This window comes from uncultured Exiguobacterium sp. (assembly GCF_964277885.1).
In the GTDB taxonomy this organism is placed as follows: domain Bacteria; phylum Bacillota; class Bacilli; order Exiguobacteriales; family Exiguobacteriaceae; genus Exiguobacterium_A.
In genome coordinates, this window is the sequence record NZ_CAXYJR010000005.1 from 1,612,466 (window position 1) to 1,631,038 (window position 18,573).

The following is an 18,573-nucleotide window of genomic DNA, read 5'->3' on the forward strand; positions in this document are numbered from 1 at the left end:
TCACGATTCCTCCTTATAAGCTTGTCCGGTCAAACGAATGAAGACATCATCAAGTGACGGTTGTTTGACGACGAGTGACGTCGCAATCATCTTCCGTTCGTCGAGAAAACGGACGACCTCGCGCAGTGTCTCCGTTCCCCGCGAAGGAATGACGAGACGGTCTTTTTCCTGACGACCGGCAAACGTCTCTAAGACGATTCGTTCGTTCTCTTTTTCCGCAAGTGTCAATTCGATCCGTTCTTCTCCGTTTGCTGCCTTCAGCTCAGCTGCCGTCCCTTCCGCAATCAGTTGCCCTTCATTGATGATCGCGATTCGGTCGGCTAGCTGATCGGCTTCTTCCAAATACTGTGTCGTCAAAAAGATCGTCGTTCCGAACTCTTCGTTTAATCGCCGGACCTCGTTCCAGATTTGCAAACGACTCGCTGGGTCAAGTCCGGTCGTCGGTTCGTCGAGAAACAAGACGGTCGGTTGATGCACGAGCGTCAAAGCGAGATCAAGTCGTCGTTTCATCCCGCCGGAGTAAGTGCCTGACCGACGCTTGCCGTCTTGATCGAGTCCGACGAGTCGTAGCAATTCCTCTGCCCGTGTTTTGGCTTCTATCTGACTCAATCCGAATAATTTACCTTGGAGGACAAGTAACTCAAGTCCAGTCAAATCTTCATCAATGCCGGTATCTTGTAAGGCGACCCCAATTTGCAATCGAACTTGTTTCTCTTGTTTGACAATATCAAATTCTTGAATCGTCGCCCGACCACCGGAAATAGGAATCAACGTCGTCAGCATCTGGACGGTCGTTGACTTTCCTGCACCGTTCGGTCCTAAAAAGGCAAAGATCTCTCCTGCCTGAACGTCGAACGAGATGCCTTTGACGACATCCTTCCCATCGTACGTTTTCGTCAAGTTCTCGACATGAATCATCTTCATTCCTTCTTTCCCTGAATTCAAAGTCATGTCCAAGATTTTCCCGTTTTTTCTGTTCTCGAATCAAAAAAGACACCAGATTCGGTGCCTTATTTTAATCTCTTACGATTACGCTACAATCTGATTTGCTTCTTCATATTTGTTTTGGTTCGCTCTATTCCGTCAAATTCCTGTTACGAAAAAATCGTGCCTCCTGCTGTCAGGAGACACGACTCACTTAAGACGCCACTTGCCATTTTTCTTTTAATTGCTCCATCTCTTCTTGACCTTCGTGCGATTGCATCCACAGATTGAAGACATCAACAACGTCCCCTTCCGACTCTCGAACAAGGTAACTCTTCTCCGCCGGAATCCATTTTTCTTGAATTCTTGGTGCTGCGAGTCGCTTGTCGAGCGCCTCATAATGAATCGCCTCGACCGTATCGGTGATCATAACATCGACTTCACCTGAGGCAACCGCATGCGGGATGTCGAGGTTTTGTTCATACATGACGATGTTCGCCTTCGTGAACGTCTTACGGACGAATTGTTCATTCGTTCCTCCTGGATTTAGACCAATCGTCACGTCTGGACGATTGATTTGTTCGATCGAAGCAAGACGCTTAGCATCTTCTTTACGGACGAGCGGTGTCTTTTGAAACGACAGATAACTCGATGTGAAGTCGCCGATGATCTCGCGCTCGATGTTCTTCGTCACGCCCCCGACGACCATATCGAATTTTCCGCTAGCAAGATCAGCAGATAGCGTTGGCCATGTCGTCGGGACGAATTCGACATCGATACCGGTCGTCTTCGCGAAAGAACGGATCACTTCGATATCGAATCCTTCATACTCGTTCGTCTTCCGGTTCAAGTACGTGAATGGTTTGTAATCCCCAGTCGTTCCGACGACGATTTTTTTCGTCGCAAAGACGTTCTTCGCTTGTACACGTCGTGGTTGCTCTGATTGCCATAGCGTCAATAAGCTCGCAAACAGGACGCCACCTCCGACGACGATCCATCCCCATTTACTCATGTGCTCCCGCTCCTTTCGCTCCGACCGTCTCACGCGTCGAGACGATGTTCCATTTTTTCTTTAGTTGTTCAACCTGTTCTTGCCCTTCTGCACTTTCAATCCAGACTCGGAAAACGTCTCCAAGCTGTTTTTGGTCCGGTTTCATCAAATATGCCATCTCGGCTGGTTCCCATGCCTCTGTCAGTTTCGGCACCGCAAGATCGAGTCCTGTCGCGTAATGCAACGCCTCGATGTCGTCCGTCACCATGACATCGACTTGTCCGCTTTTTACGGCTTTCGGGATGTCCAAGTTGTTCTCAAAGACGGTCACATCTGCTTTCGGAAAATGCTTCTTCACGAACGCTTCGTTCGTGCCACCCGGATTGACACCGATTTTGACTGCTGGATCATTGATTGCAGCGAGCGAATTCAAGCGTTCGACATCTTTCTTCTTTACAAGCGGTGCTTTTTGAAAGGAGAAATACGACGATGTAAAGTCTCCGACGACCTCGCGCTCGACTTTCTTCGTGATGCCACCGACAGCGATATCAAACTTGCCTGATTTCGTATCCTCCGATAATGTCGGCCATGTCGTCTTGACGAACGTCACATCAAGATTTGCTGCTTTGGCGAACGCTTGGATGACATCGATATCAAAGCCTTGATAACGATTCCGTTCCTCGTTCCAGTATGTAAAGGGCTTATAATCCCCCGTCGTCCCGACGACCAGCTTGTGGTCTTCGAAGATGTCATGTGCTTTGGCATCCGTCTGTTGATTCCAAATCGTCCAAGCGGCAACGCCTGTCAAAACAAGTCCTGCCAGTAGCCATGGTTTCTTTCTCATCGTATCTCTCCTTTCTGTTTTGTCGTTGCCCATTCACCGAATATTGCTACAATTTAACCCAAATGATTTTCGGTGTGGGTAATAGTCATTATCCTACCACACTTACACGTGATTTCAAGATAATTTGATGATTTTATGCATAAAAGCGTTAAAAAGATATTTTGATGACGGTTACAGTTCTACAAGTCGTCTCTCTTTACAGAATCGCTTCGTCTTTTCCATACTGAAACAGAATCATCAAATCGTGAAATGGAGGAATGGAACATGAGTCAGATTTTCATCATTGGTGCAAATGGTAAAGTAGGTCGTCACGCTGCTCGCTTACTGCAGGATTCGGAGCACGATGTCAGAGTAGGATTACGTTCCAAGGACCAGTTCAGTGATTTTGAGAAATTAGGTCATACCCCGGTCCATCTCGATCTTGAAGCGGACGTCGCGACGATCACGGAAGCATTACAAGGATCAGATATCATCATCTTTACGGCAGGATCCGGCGGTCACACAGGAGCCGACAAGACGATGCTGATCGACTTCGACGGTGCCGTCAAATCGATTGAAGCAGCGGAAGCAATCAAGGCAAAACAGTTCATCATGGTCAGTGCCTTGAATGCCGATTCGCCGGAAACATGGTCCGACAGCATGAAGCCGTATTACATTGCAAAACGCTACGCGGATCGTGTCCTGAAGGAATCATCACTCAACTACACGATTCTTCGCCCAGGCGGACTATCCGATGAAGCCGGCACAGGAAACGTCACGACGGATCCGTCCGAACAAGCAACTAAAAAAATTCCGCGCGAGGATGTCGCACGTGTTATTCTGGCTGCAATCGGTCACGACAAGGCGTCGAATCAAGTCGTCACACTGCTCGAAGGTGACACACCAATCAACGAGTTATTCTAATACAAAAGCTCACGTCTCGGAAATTGAGACGTGAGCTTTTTTGGATGCCCGCGATTTTACATGACGCTTTTACTTTTCATTCAATTACAAAATCAATTCCCATCGGTCCTTCCACCGGAATCTCGTGAAGCAACTCATACTTTTGATTCGTTATGAGCAGTTTTCCTTTATCCGAGTGTTCAGGATCAAATTCGATGAAGTATGATTTTTTCGTCTTGGGATGAATATATAAGTACTTGTACCATTTGTCTGCTTTCCAAAAATTCGGTTTGATTTCCTGAACCGAGAATGATTGACCGAACGTCCATTTGACTAGGATGTGGCGATCCCGATTTTGATTATCACGAGAAAATTGCTGAACGACTTGAATCCCTTGTGTTGCATCAATCATTCGAATCGGATCAGTACTATCAAAATTCGTATTCTGAAGAAACGGATAGTATCGCTCGGTTTGTTCCTCTGCCTCATTGATCCGAATCATCCAGCCATCCGTACTAGCGAAGTATGCCGTATCATCCTTTCCATAAAGTGCTGAGTATGCATATGGTTCATCTCTTTTACGATATACGACTGGTTTTTCAGTCCGTTTATCCAAAAAAATCATCGCTGCTTTTTCTTCTTCACTACCAACACTGGCATAAGCTAGATGATGCTCTAGGTCAATCATCATCGAATTTCCTGGTTCGAATCGCGCAGGCGTCTCATAGGTTTCTTTTGTATCAAAATTAGAAAAAGTGTGCGAAAATCCTGTTCCTTGAGACGAGCGCTGCGTCCCGGTTTTATATGAATTCAACGTCTTGAACCATGTATTCGGACCAAAGTGTTTGATCGATTCCATCATGGGATTGTGTTTGAAATACGTCACATTATGTTGAACAAACCGTCGTTTCGTAAAATCGAACGTATGGAAGTGATTCGGATATCCTGCGCCAGAGGCATACAACACATTCGGCGTACTCGGTTTTTGGACAAGCGTCAAGTTCGTAAAATGAAGATCATGAACCTGTCGTTCGTTTACTACTTTTCCTTTCATGTTGATCGTGACAATCGAACTGTAAGCAAGTTCAGGATCGTTCGTTTTCCCTTGTCCCTGTCCTGGATAGACCAACATCACGTTGTCTTGTTGGGGACTGAAATCGATGGCTGTAATCGAAGAATGCGGTAGAACTTTTGCATTTGCGCGATCCTGTTGCACTTTCAAAAAGATTGCTAAAAAGATACTTCCACTGACAAAACATACTAGGTTAAAAAACATCCATTTTTTTGGATAAGCTTATCCATCCTAATCATTACTCCCCGATTTATTAATTGATATCATTTCTTCTCTTTACTTATACAATGTTAAAACGGTACATTGTATCTTTCTTACAAGCCTGTTGGGGGAATTGATCTATTTTCCAAACTTTCACTTCAACTCAGACACCCTTTACGTTCATTTTAGCAGCGTGAAAGATGAAATGGTCCGCTTGAATGCATTTAGTCTTGTTCTGCAATCGTACGCAATGCGCGCAACGTCCGAATTTTACGTTCATGGCGTTGCATCACAAATGAGAGACCTGTTACGATTGCAAGATTGAACCAGATCATCGTGTCTGTAATCGGATTGAACAAATTAATAAGTACGGCGATGATGTTAACAAAAAGCACGACCTTATAGAGTTGCATAATCCGGTGTTCGTGATGGATTTGCGAGTCAAAGTCAGAGTACAAATGAAATGGTTCATTCGAAGTCCGTTTTCTAAGAAAGACCCAGCGGAATGATGTATCGACGACTTCGATGTCCATTTCTTCCAAAAATTCAAAGTACTCTTGCGACTTCGGATGTTTCGGCATGTATTCTAACAATTCGATTCGATACGTATACAGGTCAGGTTCACCTTTGACGAATACATAACGACCGAGTCGAAACCGTTGTAAATACCAACCTTGATTCGCCATCTCATTTAACCACACTTCTTCTTTCGCATAATCAGCATAAAAGCGATAGACCGTTTTTTTATTGCTCACTTTGCTCCACTCCCATCGTTTCTTGTCCATGTCGCACGAGTTCTTTTAGTCGATCTAGCTCTTGCTGTAATCTCACTCGTCCCTGAGTCGTCATGATGTACTCTTTCTTTCGACCCGCTTCTTGGTCGATTGATTCAATCCACCCCTTATCTACTAAACTGCCAAGTGCCCCGTACAAGGTACCGGCTGCTAACTTGACACGGTCGTTACTCAGCTCCTGCACGAATTGCATGATGCCATAACCATGGCGTGGTTGTTGGAGCGAAAGTAAAATATAATAGACCGCTTCTGTTAATGCTGTCGCTTGATCCGCGCGTGTCATTTCCCCACTCCTTATTACGTCTTCCGTTATATCGGATACCGATATACTAAAAATATCCTATTTTGTATCTTGTGACAACAAAAACATGTCTGAGCTTTGCCCAGACATGTTCGATTCTTACTCATCCTTATACTTTTTAAACTACTGCGCGTTGTGCAACGCCCTCTTTTTTCCATGCTGTAATTAGACATGTCACCAAGAAACTACCAACAAAAAGTAATGATAAATGCAGGGATTGCGTTTCAACGGATCCATCCATGAATAATAACCGACCAAATCCTGAGACGGCATTTGGAACAGGTAAGAACGTTCCGAGCGATTGATAAAACGGTGCCAGCATCTTCGCCGGGACAATATTTCCGGCAGTCATCAACTGGAACGGAATCAAGGCGACATTAATGAGTGGCGCCACCGGTCCGAATATCGCAAAGTTCATCTGCGTGACGGCGATACAGGTCGCAACAACGAGGAGCTCGAATGCCCATAACTTCACGAACGGTGTCGTGATATCTGTCAATAGATGCGCCATTGAGACGAGGAGTAACGGTACGACGAGTAAGACGATGCCGTGCAAGAGTTGGCGACTCCAAAAGAGATCCCATTTTGTGTGACGACTCTTTAAAATCGTACTGACGAGATTAAATTGTATCCCCATCGTCATCATCGCGATGTAGATGACGAATCCGAGAACGAGCGGCAGCATTGACAAGGCAAAATCCGAGACGGCATGTTCTGTGACGATCGATGTCGTGAACGTCGGCTCACCATTCAGCTGTTTGCCGATCGTTTCCGTTGCCCGCTCGAGAATCGCATTCGCGAATTCGGCATTCGTCTGGCTGACGTGTGCCGTCAGTTGACGTGAAGCATCATCCTTTTGTAGAACGAGATCGACTTCATTGGCATCGAGTGCTTCCAACCCTTTCGCTTCCGTCGCGAGTGTTTGGACCGTGAATGGTGCTTCCTTTAGTGATGTGACGAACGGGTCATTCACTTCGCCAACGACTCCGACGTTCAATTGATCGAGTCGTTCCGTCGTTCCTTCGTAACCAGTCATCCAGACGACGAGGAACAAGAGCGGGACGACAATCGCGAAGACGAGCCCCACTTTCGTTTGTGTCATTGACCAGACATCTTTCCATGCTTTCATATTACGATCTCCTTTTATATGCATTACTTATAATATCATGTGCAACTATACATCCGAAGGAAAACCATTCACGTCACATTCCGGTGAATGGTCTCAAGTGTTTCCTTTAATTGCTCGATTTGCTCTCGGGAGAGTCCACGGAACGCTTCGAGTTGTAGCTGATCGAGCTCTGGTCCGAGGCGATCAACGATGTCGCGTCCTTCTCGTGTCATCAAGAGTAAAACCGCGCGACGGTCCCGGGGATCCGGCGTCCGAACAATCAATTCTTTTTTACCGAGCTTATCGAGAATCTTACCAATCGTCGTTTGATCACGTTCTGTCACAAGTGCCAGTTGCTTTTGCGAAACACCATCTTGTTTAGCGAGTTCACTCAGAACAGAAAACTGCTCTGGTGTCAGTCCGAATGCTTCCATCCGTTTAGCAGCAGCACGTTTGAACGCATAATAACTACGGGATAATTGCATACCAAGCGACCATTCCGATTCTTTCATCCCATCATCTCCATATAGTTGCACTACTTATTATTTATCCACTATACCTGAAGGAGAACAAATCCGTCAACGGTCTCATTTTACCTGACGTTGACGAATCCCATCAATATGCGCTTGTTGCGTAGCATGATCAACTTGTGAATGAACCCTGAGTTTTCCTGCGATCGTATCCACTTGACTCGGTGTCAACGGCTTTTCTGTCGCGAGTTGCTCGATCGTCTTGCGTAAGACGTTTCGTTTCAAGACACGGACATGCGCCGAATCGACGGTAATTTTTTTAAGTTCACAGCGTTCGCTGAAGACGATCAAGGAATGAAAGAATGCAGGGTCCGTTCCTTCTAAGAAGCGTTGCATGCTTTTGAGATGCCCTTCATTTTGTTTGATTGGATTATAGAACCGTTGCTTGAAGCGATTCTGGAACTGCTGCGTCCACTGACGGTCCTGCTCGCGTCCGAAAATCCACCCGCTGTAGTTTTTCGATTCGAGCACATAGATGCCACTTTCATGGATGAACGTCACATCGATCTCCGTTGTTCCTTCTCCACGCGCACGCGGTAAGTATGTATTAAAAACATAAGTGCCGTATCCGGAGACTTGATCGAGTTGACGTGTCGTCAAGTACTCGCCCCATTTCCCCTTATCACGAACGATGCGTAAAAACGGTTCACGCGTCAGTCGGTAATAACGACTGTTGTGATACGAACTGCGTTTAACAAAAAAGAATAGACTGAACGTTCCAAAAAAGAACAGTATGCCAATTAGTCCGATTTGAATCAAGAGCGGTAAGAATGTCAACAACACATGGTCCACTAGATTTATCTCCCTTCCATATTAAACCTTTATTTTCCACTTTATCAGCATAATCAATTTCTATACCATTTTCCACTATTTGTTATAGAAGGTGTCCTATGGTACGGTGAAATAAAGGAAGGTGTTCACTATGAATTCTGTTGTCACGTTCGCACCACTGATCGTCTTATTCTTCATCTGGATGTCCTTATCGCAAAAAGCGGACGAAGCGAAACGCCGTCAACAAACGATTCTCAAGAAGCTACAACGGATCGAGGAGCACCTCGGTCTGAATGAGGTGTCACTAGAAGAAGCAGCGTTACAAGTCGAACTGGTTCAGTTGCTTCATGAAGGAAAGACCATTGAAGCTGTCAAACGCGTTCGAGAGACGCTCGGATCGTCTTTGCTCGAGGCAAAACAATATGTCGATCAACTAAAAAGCGAGCACGGAATATGATCAAAAAGACCATCTGACAGCGAAGTTCAGATGGTTTTTCTATTCATTCCATTACTTCATATTGTTCGTCTGAAACTGCCTCGAGCCAGATTGGTGTCCCAGCAGTGATCGCAATGTGCGAAAACCAGGAAGATCGTGTTGCCCCGTGCCAATGCTTCACACCATCATGCGTGACGACGACATCTCCTGCTTGCAAATGTCGAGCGGGACTTCCTTCTTCTTGATACCAGCCTTTCCCCTCCGTGACGAGGAGAATTTGATATCCTCCATTATGGATGTGCCAATGATTCCGCGTCTTCGGCTCGAACGTCACATGTGATACGGAAACGGGTAATGATTCGTCGACAAGTGGTGCTAAATAACTGATACCTGTGAATACCTCTTGATACGCTTCGTTCTTTTCGCCTAGTGGAAACATCTGTACTCCTCCTTTTTACCACGGTTGAGTCGTTGGACCGACCGTAAATTCGCTCACATTCGTATCCTCTGGTTGATCAATCGCAAAGGCGACGATCCGCGCGATACTCTCTGGTGAGATACCGTATTGGTCATATAGTGCCGTCATTCCTTCCAGGGACTCTCCGTGTGAGATCGTCTCGAGCAATTCGGTATGAATCGCTGCCGGATAAATCGTCGCTGTGCGGATATTCGTTCCTTCTTGCGCCGACTCCATCCGTAAGACTTCCATTAAGTTACGTACTGCCCATTTCGTTGCGCCATATACGGCTCCACCTGGATATGCCTTAAGACCTGCTACGGATGAGGTCGTCAGAATATGCCCGCACGTTGGGAGGTAAATGTCGGCATGACAGCCGCAATCCCGTTCAAGACACCTTTCAGGTTCACGTCGATCATTTGATTCCACTCGTCTACTTGTAAAGCAGATAGTGGAGAACTCGGCATCAGCCCCGCGTTAAGGAATATCGCATCAATTCGACCATACGCCGTCAATGCTGCTTCGATCAATCGTTGGTTGTCCTCGAGTTTCACGACGTCTGTCTCTTGGTATATTGCTTCCCCACCTTCTGCTTGAATCGAATCCGTGAGTTTCGCCAGTCGATCATTGCGCCGTGACCCTAAGACAAGCTTTGCTCCCTTTCGTGCAAGTAAGCGTGCCGTTGCTTCTCCAATACCTGAACTTGCTCCTGTGATGATAATGACTTTTCCTTGAATGGCCATGTTGATGACGTCCTCTCTTGTTTGCTTATTGTTGCGTGCTCATTTGAACACGTACTGTATCAGCTGATAATAGTTCTGGTAGTCGATTCGGTTCGACCCAACCAATTCGTGTGTATGGAATATCTGTCTGGAACGTCTCGTAAAACAGGACGAGACAATCTGATCCATACAACATGAGATCTCCCGCTTGGACCGTTCCGACATTTTTTGAATTCGTCGGTAACGAGAATGGAACGTAATGATACTTTTCATTCCCATTCAACTCTTTCATCTGCATCGTCAGCGGCAATCTTTTTTGCAATGCCATCGCTGTCTCATTGTCCACAAAACGAATCGGGACGGTTGTTTCATCGATTTGAAGCAAGACGGATTTCAACTCCTTTTGTTCTAAATCGCTCGGTCGTGACGATTCTTTCGTATCGGTACATCCACTTAATAAAAGAAATGCAAGCAGACAACCGTACCATCTACTCATCCGACATCTCGACCGTTCGAATGATTCTCGCCGGAATACCTGCGACGATCGTACGAGGCGGGACATCACGCGTAACCGTGGCGTTCGCTGCGACGATCGCATCCTCACCAATTGTCACGCCAGGCAAAATCGTCGCCCCAGCACCAATCCAAGCATTACGCCGGACATGAATCGGTGCTGTCTCAACGCCGCCTCTTTTCGTCGGTGCTTCCGGATGGTTGACAGTCAGCAACCGTGCGAATGGACCAATCAAGACATGATCGTCTAACCGAATCGACCCAAGATCTGTGAACATGACACCTCGATTGAGGAAAATGTGCTTGCCGATGGATAGATGCCGTCCGAAATCCGTATAGACGGGTGTTAAGATTCTGACGGAGTCGTCGATTAGCTGTCCTGTGATGAGACCAAGTGACTGCCTCCGCTCTTCTTGTGAGACTGCTTGATTCAATCGCTGTTATTCCGGTTCGATTTCATCTTGAATCGCGTGAATGTGCTGAAGGACCGGATCCGTTGGAAGAATTGTATGTTCTCTTACATAGGTTTGCAGTTCAGTCATCGTATATCCTCCTTTCTTTCAATCGCTTGGTCTCATCTTACGGCTGACAATGATTCATGTCTAATGCTAATATCAAGTAATAAACTATACGTTTTTTGCATGGATAGAGGTGAAATGATGGAATTACAGCAACTGCGTTATTTTTTAGCTTTAGTCGAAGAAAAAAACATTACGAAAGCGGCACGGATCCTTCGTTTGTCGCAACCGGCATTATCGCGTCAGCTGCAACAACTCGAAGAAACGATTGGGGTCGAATTGTTCGAACGCTCGAAACAGGGATTGCGTTTGACTGAAAAGGGACGATTCTTTGAAGAGCGCGCACGCGAAATGGTTACACTAGCAGATAAGGTATTGGTCGACCTCAACACAAAAGAAGTACTAACGGGCGAAATCCATATCGGTGGTGGCGAAACACAACAACTGACGACAGTCTTGCAAGCGTTTAGAGACTTACACGCCATTCATCCTGATGTAACGATTCGTATGTATAGCGGCAATGGAAATGATGTACTCGACCGACTCGAAAAGGGATTGCTCGATTTCGGATTGGTCATTGCTCCGTTTGATGTATCCGCGTTTCATTCCTTACAGTTGCCCGGTCAGGACCAGTGGGGGATCTTAACACGTCGCGATGCCTCGATCGCACAATCTAATACGATTTCGCGAGAGCAACTCATCTCCCTTCCGTTACTCGTATCCGAGCAGACACAACTCAATATGTATTTCCGTGAGCAGAGTGGTCTAACGCTTGAGGATTGTCCTATCATCGGAACATATAATCTGTTATTCAATGCGTCCTTACTCGTACGTCAAGGGGTGGGTCATGCTTTAGCAATCGATGGTATCATCGATACGACCGCTTCCGATCTAACTTTTCTCCCACTTGACCCTCCCGTCGTTTCGGACGTTCATTTGATTTGGAAAAAGGAGGCGACTTTATCGCCTAGTGCACGTGTGTTACTGCGAACGATTAAGGAAGGATTCCATTTATAAGAAAGTGGCAATGAAGATACGATTGTTATTTTTATTTAAATTTAAGCCTCTAAATAAATAGACAAGTTCCAACTGGGTTAAAAATATTACCGATACAAATTTTCGCGAAGGAGTATGGTTTATGAAATGAATACATTACATGTATGCTTAGTTTGTGGATTTGAAGGATTAGAAGAACCACTCTTTGTAGATGGCGAGTATTCAAAAACATATGAAATATGTCCTTGTTGTGGATTTGAATACGGGTTTAGCGAAGATCATGATGTCATCCATGGTTTTATAACAATACCCGAAGAATTTTTAGATGTTGCATTTCAGTTGTATCGAAAAAAATGGATTGAAGAAGGAATGAGAATTTTCAATCCAGAGGCTATTCCTGAGAATACAAGAAATAAAGATATTATAAAATTTGATATTTTAATTAAGCAGCTGAAAGGTTTAAAATTAGATTTATCAAATTTTGATATTACTGGATTTTAAAATATTTACTTGTAATAACTGGATATGGCAAGATGCTATCTTTTTATCAGAAGTGCCAGGAAACAATTCAAACCTTCAAAAGCTTACGAATTAAAATTTGAATACCTCTAAAGATTTATCCCATTCCTATGTATGACATACAACAAACCCTCATTTCGTGTTGGAAATGAGGGTTTGTCTATTGCTGTTAATCCCGCGCTGCGAGGCGATATAAGAGATCGAGTAATTCGATGTAGAGCCAGATGATCGTCACGATCAATCCGAATGCCGCGACCCATTCCATCGACTTCGGTGCACCTGCACGGACTTGTTGTGAGATGAAATCGAAGTCCATCACGAGTGACAAGGATGCGACGATGACGATAACGAACTGGACACCGATCGCAATCGGTGAGCTGCCTGTCATGAATGGGAGATCGATACTAAATAGTGAGAGAATCAAATTGACCGCGTACAAAACGAAGATTGAGAGAATCGCCGCTGTGACAGCAGAACGGAAACGTTGCGTCACTTTTATCATGCCTGTCGAGTAGACGAACCACATCGCAAACGCAACGACGAATGTCGCAACGACTGCCTTCCCGACGATTCCCGGGTACATGCTTTCGAACATCAACGATAACGCTCCGACTGCCACCCCTTCAACGATCGCATAGACCGGTGAGAGAACCGGTGCCGTCGCCGGTTTGAATGTGATAATCAAAGCAAGGATTAGACCGATGACTAGTCCACCGATCAAGGCTGGGAACAACAATCCTTGGTTTTCTGCGAGGAAGAACCAGCTGCCTCCAGCTGCTGCCGTGACAAGAGCGAGCAGCAAGAAAATCTTACTCATCGTTCCACTTTTTGTCATCGGACGCTCTTCGACACGTGCCGTATCGAATCCACGGCGTAATGCCGGGTTAACTTTAAAACGTGAAGCCATTGTATTCACTCCTTTTAATGTATCTGTTTTTCTATTACGTTTGATTCCCGGAAAAGTTTCAGAATAACCATTGATCGAGCGCTTTTAATTGCAACATGACGACTGGGATCGAGGCTTTAGCATCGATGCGGTGTGATTTCGCCTGTCCAATCAGACCGGATGTGACGAAATCGGCACTTTCTAACGCTTCGCCAATCGGACCAAACGCATCACTATCGACTTGACGGTGTCGGTAATGAATGAACCGTTCCGTCGTTCCTTCTTTGACTTTACAGCCATCCTCGACGTCCGGACGATTCAAACCGTATTCCGCGTAATGCCAGACGGTTGTCGTATCCCAAGGGGAACCGATATGCAAGATTTGACCGTCAGTCTCGATGAAGCGTTCAATCGGTGAACCAGGACCGAAGCCATTTTCTACAGTATGATCGGCAACGAACGCCGCCGCATTCTTTCCCCAAGCGGTGACGGACCACATCGGGTGATCGCTTCGGACGACGCCGGGATACGTCCGGAAGACCTCCGGTACGCGACCGATGCCGCGTGTGACCGTTTTTTCCGGGTCATATGCCGGCATTTCCTGGCGGATCGTTTCCCACCACTCCTCAGGAACAGCGGGTTGACTCCAGTTTTTCGGATCTGAATTATCGGTACTTTGCGCCGGCATCATAATCAAGCCTTCGGTCGTGACGACCTCCTGTAAGGCCTCAATCAGCGCTTGTACGCCGCCGGGAATCCAACCGATTTGTTTGAGTGACGTATGGACGAATAGTTTCATACCGGGCGTCACACCTAATTCGCGTAGCGCTTCTTTGATTTGTGATTTCGTGACCATGTTTCGTGTTTCCATCGATCTTAGCTCCTTACTCGACGACTAGTGCAATCGTCGACCCCGTTTTTCCTTGCTTGACCTCGATTTTCGCATCAACTCGTGACTTTAGCTCTTGGACGTGACTGATGATTCCGACCATCCGACCGCTCGCTTGAATCGAGAGCAACGTCTCGATCGCTTGTTCGAGTGATTCTGGATCAAGTGTTCCGAATCCTTCATCGATGAACATCGTCTCAAGCGATACCCCACCACTGGCTTCTTGCACGACTTCCGACAGTCCGAGCGCAAGCGCAAGGGATGCTTTGAAGCTCTCTCCACCGGATAACGTCTTGACGTGACGAGTTTGCGACGTGTACGCGTCAAAGACATTTAAATCTAGTCCATATTTCTTGAGTCCTTTTCCCGCCTCTGTTTTCCGTTCGAGCTGGAAACGACCAGAGGTCATCTCGTGCAGATGCCGGTTTGCGGCAAATAGGATTTCATCGAAGTATGCCGTCTGGACGTATGTTTCAAACGTCATCCGTTGTGCATTCTCCCCGACACCAACGCGAGCCAGTTCACCAATGACCCCGTATCTCGCATCCTCGTCCTCAATCTGGCGTTGTAAGTTCTCCCAAGCTGCCATCAACTGATCGATATGTGCGCGTTCCTTCTCGAGCCCGACACGTCGGTCAGTCCGCTCCGCCAGTTCGACCGACGATGTCTTCACATCCATCCGCAACTGTTCAAGGTCCGGACGCACTTGACCTTCCGTTTTCAAGCGGGCTTGTTCCTGTTTCAACTTTAATTCCTGCCGCGCTAGACGGTCTTGTTCCAAACGTTCTTGGAGATGACGGAGTTCGTCACGAGACCGTCTCGCTTCACGGAAGGCTTCGATCGTCGAAAACGTTTCTTCTGCCAGGACTGCGTGTAATGCGTTTTCACGGTTCGTTAATCGGTCGTTTTGTTCAGCAGATGCCTCAGTCAATTGACGCAATCGACCTTGGTGTTGCGCGAAGTCACGATCGAGCTGTTCCTTCTCGCGTAACTGTTGCTGTTTGACTTGTTTGAACTGCTCAATACGTGTTTCTGCTTGTTGTTGTTCCTCACGGAGTGCTGGTAGCGATTTCTCGGACTCTCCTGATTGACTTAGGCGACCCGTCAAGTGTGCCAATTCCGATTCAATGCTGGTCCGGTCTTTGATCATTGCATCGATCTTCAGTTGTAGCTGGTCCATGAATTGCTCGAGTTGTTGCAGACGAGTCTCAAGACGCGCTTTTTCCGTCTGCGCTGCCGCTAATCGGACTTCCGTCTGTTCGACTTCCTGAAGCTGTGCTGTAACATCCGCATGAGATGACTCGTTTTCACTCGTCTTTTGCATCTCGGTCGTCAGTTGCTGCAGACGCTCCGCAACCGTCCGGTAAGAGGCTTGCAATTCTTGATGCGCTTGTTGGGCTTCAAGAAATCGCTGTTGCGCTACATCGACGGATAGTTCCTTTGCGACGGCGACAGCATGCTGTGGATGCGACGTACTGCCGCAGACTGGGCAAGCCGTCCCGTCTGTCAATCCTTTGGCAAGTTCAGCAGCCAGTTGTTCCCGTTCGTATCTGCGCGCTTCTTCGTATTGGCGCGCTGCTGCCACTTTTTGATCCCGAACGCTCGTGCCGCGGACGATCAGCTGTTGCCGTTCTGCTTCCAATTTGTCATGTTCCGCCATCTTCGTCGCCAGCTGTTGCAGGATGAAGCGCCGTTCTTGCACCTGTAAGCGCTCTGCTCCAACGTTTTGCAATGGATGCAGTTGTTCTTGAACGTTTTTTCGATCCGTCCGTGCTTGTTCGAGTTGCTTCCGTAATGGCTCTGGGTCCAGAAGCTTCAAACGTTCTACTAGTTGTTGCTGTTGTTGTCGTAAAGCCGTTTCTGCTTCCAAGCGTTCGCGCTCTTCTTGAATTTTTTCAAGACGACGACTGAGTTGCTCGATCTGTGGTTCCTCCGCTAGCAATCGATCTACTTTTGCTTGAACGACCTCTTGTTGCTCTTTTAAGCGGATGAGTTGCTGTTCGGTTTCCTGTTTTCGACGTGTGAGTTGCGTCAATTGTTCTTGATCCTGCTGCCACTGGTCATAGATCGGTGCGACGATTTGAGCGCGTTCAGCCGCCATTGCTTCTTGTTGCATCCGCTTGATTTCTGGTAAGCGGTCTAGTAACAACTGTTCCGTTTGTTGAAGTCGCTCCTGCTCTTGGAAAACTGCTTCGAGTTGCTCGCCTTGCTGCAATTGCGTCGTTTTCTTCTCAACGATCGCACGGGTCTCCACTTCAGCTTGACGTGCAGCAGTTAACCATTCGTCCCGTTCGGTCGTCAACGCCTCCATCCGTAACCGGATGTCGCCTTCCGTCAGTTCACTCCAGTTCGCTTGCACAGGTAGTTCCTCAAGCTTAGCCCATTGTTTCGTCTTCGTTTCCTTGATGCGTGCCGCAAGATCGAGCGCTTGTCGGTGCAAACGTTGCTGGAACTCACCGTAATGTTCCGTCTTAAACAGCTGCTTGAGAATCTGGAGTTTGTCTTTTGACTCTGCCATCAACAGTTCGCGGAACTTATTTTGCGGCAACAATAAGATTTGCGAAAACTGTTTATGGTCGAGCTGGATCAATTCTTGAACGCGTTGTTTGATTTCCGGAATCTTGACCGCGAGCGGTTTCCACGTCGTCCCGTCGAACCGAGCGAGCTCCGCTTCATGCGAATAACCGGTTTTATTGACCGGATGCGGTTGACTTGGTTGGCGGATGATCCGATATCGTTCCCCTTTAAGGGTAAACTCCAGTTCAACTTCCGTCTTTTGCTCGGGCACGGCAAAATGACTTCGCAGTTCGCTCATTTCCCGTTCGCCGCCTGACGTTTCGCCATACAGGGCGAACGTCAATGCGTCAAAGATCGTCGTTTTTCCTGCTCCGGTATTCCCGGAGATGACAAACATCGTCCGTCCGGCAAGTGCCGTGAAATCAATCGTCTCTTCACCAGCAAATGGTCCAAAGGCGCGTAATGTCAGTCGTTCTGGGCGCATGTCGCTTCCTCCTTCAGGACGGCTTGCATCGCTTCCGTCGGTTTCTTCTCACGAACTGCTTCATAAAACTCACTGAATAGATCTGCAACGGATGCATCCTTGACTTGTTCCCGCGACGCCTTGACTGCCCGCGTACTCTCGCGAATGAATCCGATTCGCTCGAGGTGCAGGATGTTCGGATAGATTTTCTTCAGCTTGCCCATCGGATCCATTAAGGCTTCGCCGTCCGTTAGATTGATCTTTAAGTAATCGTCCGTGTCTTGTGTCGCGACGAACGCCGGGTCTGTCAGCTCAGTGAGACTTCCAGTCAATTCCCGCAAATCACGTTTTGGTGCAAGTGGTTCGAACCGACGATCGAAGGTACCCGCATCGTTCAACGTCAACACATCGACCCCTTTGACATGATGGGCTTCCGAGAATGAATATTTCAAGAGCGATCCACTGTAGCGAACCGTCTCGGATTGAATCGCAAGCGGATTGTGCAGATGACCGAGTGCCGTATACGTAAACGGTGCAAATTGGCTTGCACTGACCTGTCCTGCTGTTCCGACGGACAATTGCCGCTCCGAATCCGTCTCGAGTCCACCGATCACAAAGGCATGACCGACGAGGACACTCGGTCCGTCCGGAATACATCCGGCAAGGATCGTCCGCATCGCGTCATCATGTGTCTTGATCGTTTCGTCCTTGTACACGTACCGAACCGTTGCAGGATCGGCAAATGGCACTGGATAGAACGACACTCCTTTAATCGTGACCGGAGTAATGACCGGCGTTAGTTTTCCGACGAGATGTAGACCGGCCCGTTGGAGTAACGTCGTTCCGAAACTTAACCGTTCAGCCGAATCGTGATTTCCACTGATCGCAACCACTGGGATATCTCGATCGAGAATCAAGGCAGCGAGCGTCTCGTCAAGCAGTTCAACGGCTTCCGTTGGTGGTACAGCGCGGTCGTACAAGTCACCTGCAATGACAATCGCATCCGGTTGTTCGCGGTCGACGAGTGCCAAAAAATCGGCTAGGACCGCTCGCTGGTTCTCGAGCATCGACTCGCCATGAACGATTTTGCCGAGATGCCAATCGGCAGTATGTATCCATTTCATCTTCATCACACTCACTTTTTAAATATAGTAGCTTAAGTGTAGCATGCGAGCGTTCGTTCTGCGACGAACATCCGTTTGGAACACAAAAAGCAGGAGGCGAATGCCTCCTGCTTTT

At 47.2% G+C, this 18,573-nt stretch carries 20 protein-coding genes and 1 pseudogene; 4 read left to right on the forward strand and 17 right to left on the reverse strand.

Annotated features, from left to right (window positions below):
• The 3 genes from ACHWTJ_RS10330 to ACHWTJ_RS10340 all read right to left on the reverse strand — a co-directional run bounded on the left by ACHWTJ_RS10330 (position 1) and on the right by ACHWTJ_RS10340 (position 2,759).
• Complete coding sequence (locus tag ACHWTJ_RS10330; protein ID WP_294742201.1) at positions 1-918, reverse strand: ATP-binding cassette domain-containing protein; 918 nt, start codon at positions 916-918, stop codon at positions 1-3.
• 220 nt (positions 919-1,138) lie between these two features.
• On the reverse strand, positions 1,139-1,936 hold the full coding sequence (locus ACHWTJ_RS10335; protein WP_058705140.1) for a transporter substrate-binding domain-containing protein: 798 nt from the start codon (positions 1,934-1,936) through the stop codon (positions 1,139-1,141).
• Positions 1,929-2,759 carry a transporter substrate-binding domain-containing protein gene (locus ACHWTJ_RS10340; protein WP_394679656.1) on the reverse strand — a complete coding sequence of 277 codons (831 nt, stop codon included), beginning with the start codon at positions 2,757-2,759 and terminating at the stop codon, positions 1,929-1,931. Before ACHWTJ_RS10340 ends, ACHWTJ_RS10335 begins: the two co-directional genes overlap by 8 nt.
• Before the next feature lie 264 nt (positions 2,760-3,023).
• Between ACHWTJ_RS10340 and ACHWTJ_RS10345 the strand changes: the two genes are divergently transcribed.
• A complete protein-coding gene (locus ACHWTJ_RS10345) occupies positions 3,024-3,662 on the forward strand; it encodes an SDR family oxidoreductase (protein ID WP_294742205.1) in 639 nt (212 codons plus the stop codon).
• A gap of 76 nt (positions 3,663-3,738) precedes the next feature.
• Here the strand turns inward: ACHWTJ_RS10345 and ACHWTJ_RS10350 are convergent, their stop codons facing one another.
• The 6 genes from ACHWTJ_RS10350 to ACHWTJ_RS10375 form a co-directional block, all read right to left on the reverse strand.
• Entirely contained in the window at positions 3,739-4,857 is a 1,119-nt protein-coding gene (locus tag ACHWTJ_RS10350) for a hypothetical protein (protein ID WP_394679657.1), read from the reverse strand.
• Positions 4,858-5,138: 281 nt separating this feature from the next.
• A complete protein-coding gene (locus tag ACHWTJ_RS10355; protein WP_294742212.1) occupies positions 5,139-5,669 on the reverse strand; it encodes a DUF2812 domain-containing protein in 531 nt (176 codons plus the stop codon).
• The gene (locus ACHWTJ_RS10360; protein ID WP_394679658.1) at positions 5,659-5,991 is read right to left on the reverse strand and encodes a PadR family transcriptional regulator; all 333 of its coding nucleotides are present in this window, start codon (positions 5,989-5,991) and stop codon (positions 5,659-5,661) included. Before ACHWTJ_RS10360 ends, ACHWTJ_RS10355 begins: the two co-directional genes overlap by 11 nt.
• A gap of 136 nt (positions 5,992-6,127) precedes the next feature.
• Positions 6,128-7,138, reverse strand: a complete 1,011-nt coding sequence (locus tag ACHWTJ_RS10365) for a hypothetical protein (protein WP_394679659.1) — start codon at positions 7,136-7,138, stop codon at positions 6,128-6,130.
• 68 nt (positions 7,139-7,206) lie between these two features.
• Positions 7,207-7,629 (reverse strand): MarR family winged helix-turn-helix transcriptional regulator, encoded by a 423-nt coding sequence (locus tag ACHWTJ_RS10370; RefSeq protein ID WP_023467873.1) that lies wholly within the window; start codon positions 7,627-7,629, stop codon positions 7,207-7,209.
• 75 nt (positions 7,630-7,704) lie between these two features.
• Positions 7,705-8,439, reverse strand: a complete 735-nt coding sequence (locus ACHWTJ_RS10375; protein WP_394679660.1) for a nuclease-related domain-containing protein — start codon at positions 8,437-8,439, stop codon at positions 7,705-7,707.
• Positions 8,440-8,569: 130 nt separating this feature from the next.
• Here ACHWTJ_RS10375 and ACHWTJ_RS10380 point away from each other — a divergent pair, with 130 nt between their 5' ends.
• Complete coding sequence (locus tag ACHWTJ_RS10380; protein ID WP_294752073.1) at positions 8,570-8,875, forward strand: hypothetical protein; 306 nt, start codon at positions 8,570-8,572, stop codon at positions 8,873-8,875.
• 43 nt (positions 8,876-8,918) lie between these two features.
• Here the strand turns inward: ACHWTJ_RS10380 and ACHWTJ_RS10385 are convergent, their stop codons facing one another.
• From ACHWTJ_RS10385 to ACHWTJ_RS10400, 4 genes and pseudogenes are all read right to left on the reverse strand, one after another.
• Positions 8,919-9,293, reverse strand: coding sequence for a cupin domain-containing protein (locus tag ACHWTJ_RS10385; RefSeq protein ID WP_394679661.1), 375 nt, complete (start codon positions 9,291-9,293; stop codon positions 8,919-8,921).
• A 15-nt stretch (positions 9,294-9,308) separates the two neighbouring features.
• Positions 9,309-10,054, reverse strand: a pseudogene (locus ACHWTJ_RS10390) (SDR family oxidoreductase).
• Between the two features lie 25 nt (positions 10,055-10,079).
• Positions 10,080-10,529, reverse strand: a complete 450-nt coding sequence (locus ACHWTJ_RS10395; RefSeq protein WP_394679662.1) for a cyclophilin-like fold protein — start codon at positions 10,527-10,529, stop codon at positions 10,080-10,082.
• Positions 10,522-10,980 carry a DapH/DapD/GlmU-related protein gene (locus tag ACHWTJ_RS10400; RefSeq protein ID WP_394679663.1) on the reverse strand — a complete coding sequence of 153 codons (459 nt, stop codon included), beginning with the start codon at positions 10,978-10,980 and terminating at the stop codon, positions 10,522-10,524. Before ACHWTJ_RS10400 ends, ACHWTJ_RS10395 begins: the two co-directional genes overlap by 8 nt.
• Before the next feature lie 222 nt (positions 10,981-11,202).
• Between ACHWTJ_RS10400 and ACHWTJ_RS10405 the strand changes: the two genes are divergently transcribed.
• Positions 11,203-12,081 carry a LysR family transcriptional regulator gene (locus tag ACHWTJ_RS10405; protein ID WP_294747076.1) on the forward strand — a complete coding sequence of 293 codons (879 nt, stop codon included), beginning with the start codon at positions 11,203-11,205 and terminating at the stop codon, positions 12,079-12,081.
• 126 nt (positions 12,082-12,207) lie between these two features.
• Complete coding sequence (locus ACHWTJ_RS10410; protein ID WP_394679664.1) at positions 12,208-12,561, forward strand: hypothetical protein; 354 nt, start codon at positions 12,208-12,210, stop codon at positions 12,559-12,561.
• 187 nt (positions 12,562-12,748) lie between these two features.
• Here the strand turns inward: ACHWTJ_RS10410 and ACHWTJ_RS10415 are convergent, their stop codons facing one another.
• The 4 genes from ACHWTJ_RS10415 to ACHWTJ_RS10430 are packed head-to-tail and all read right to left on the reverse strand — an operon-like array spanning position 12,749 to position 18,458.
• The gene (locus ACHWTJ_RS10415) at positions 12,749-13,486 is read right to left on the reverse strand and encodes a Bax inhibitor-1/YccA family protein (protein ID WP_394679665.1); all 738 of its coding nucleotides are present in this window, start codon (positions 13,484-13,486) and stop codon (positions 12,749-12,751) included.
• Positions 13,487-13,544: 58 nt separating this feature from the next.
• Positions 13,545-14,336: an aminoglycoside N(3)-acetyltransferase gene (locus ACHWTJ_RS10420; protein WP_294742239.1), complete on the reverse strand. Its 792-nt coding sequence runs from the start codon at positions 14,334-14,336 to the stop codon at positions 13,545-13,547.
• 13 nt (positions 14,337-14,349) lie between these two features.
• Positions 14,350-17,355: an AAA family ATPase gene (locus tag ACHWTJ_RS10425; RefSeq protein WP_394679666.1), complete on the reverse strand. Its 3,006-nt coding sequence runs from the start codon at positions 17,353-17,355 to the stop codon at positions 14,350-14,352.
• On the reverse strand, positions 17,337-18,458 hold the full coding sequence (locus ACHWTJ_RS10430; RefSeq protein WP_394679667.1) for an exonuclease SbcCD subunit D: 1,122 nt from the start codon (positions 18,456-18,458) through the stop codon (positions 17,337-17,339). The genes ACHWTJ_RS10425 and ACHWTJ_RS10430 overlap by 19 nt, the downstream gene beginning before the upstream one ends.
• Between the last annotated feature and the right edge of the window lie 115 nt (positions 18,459-18,573).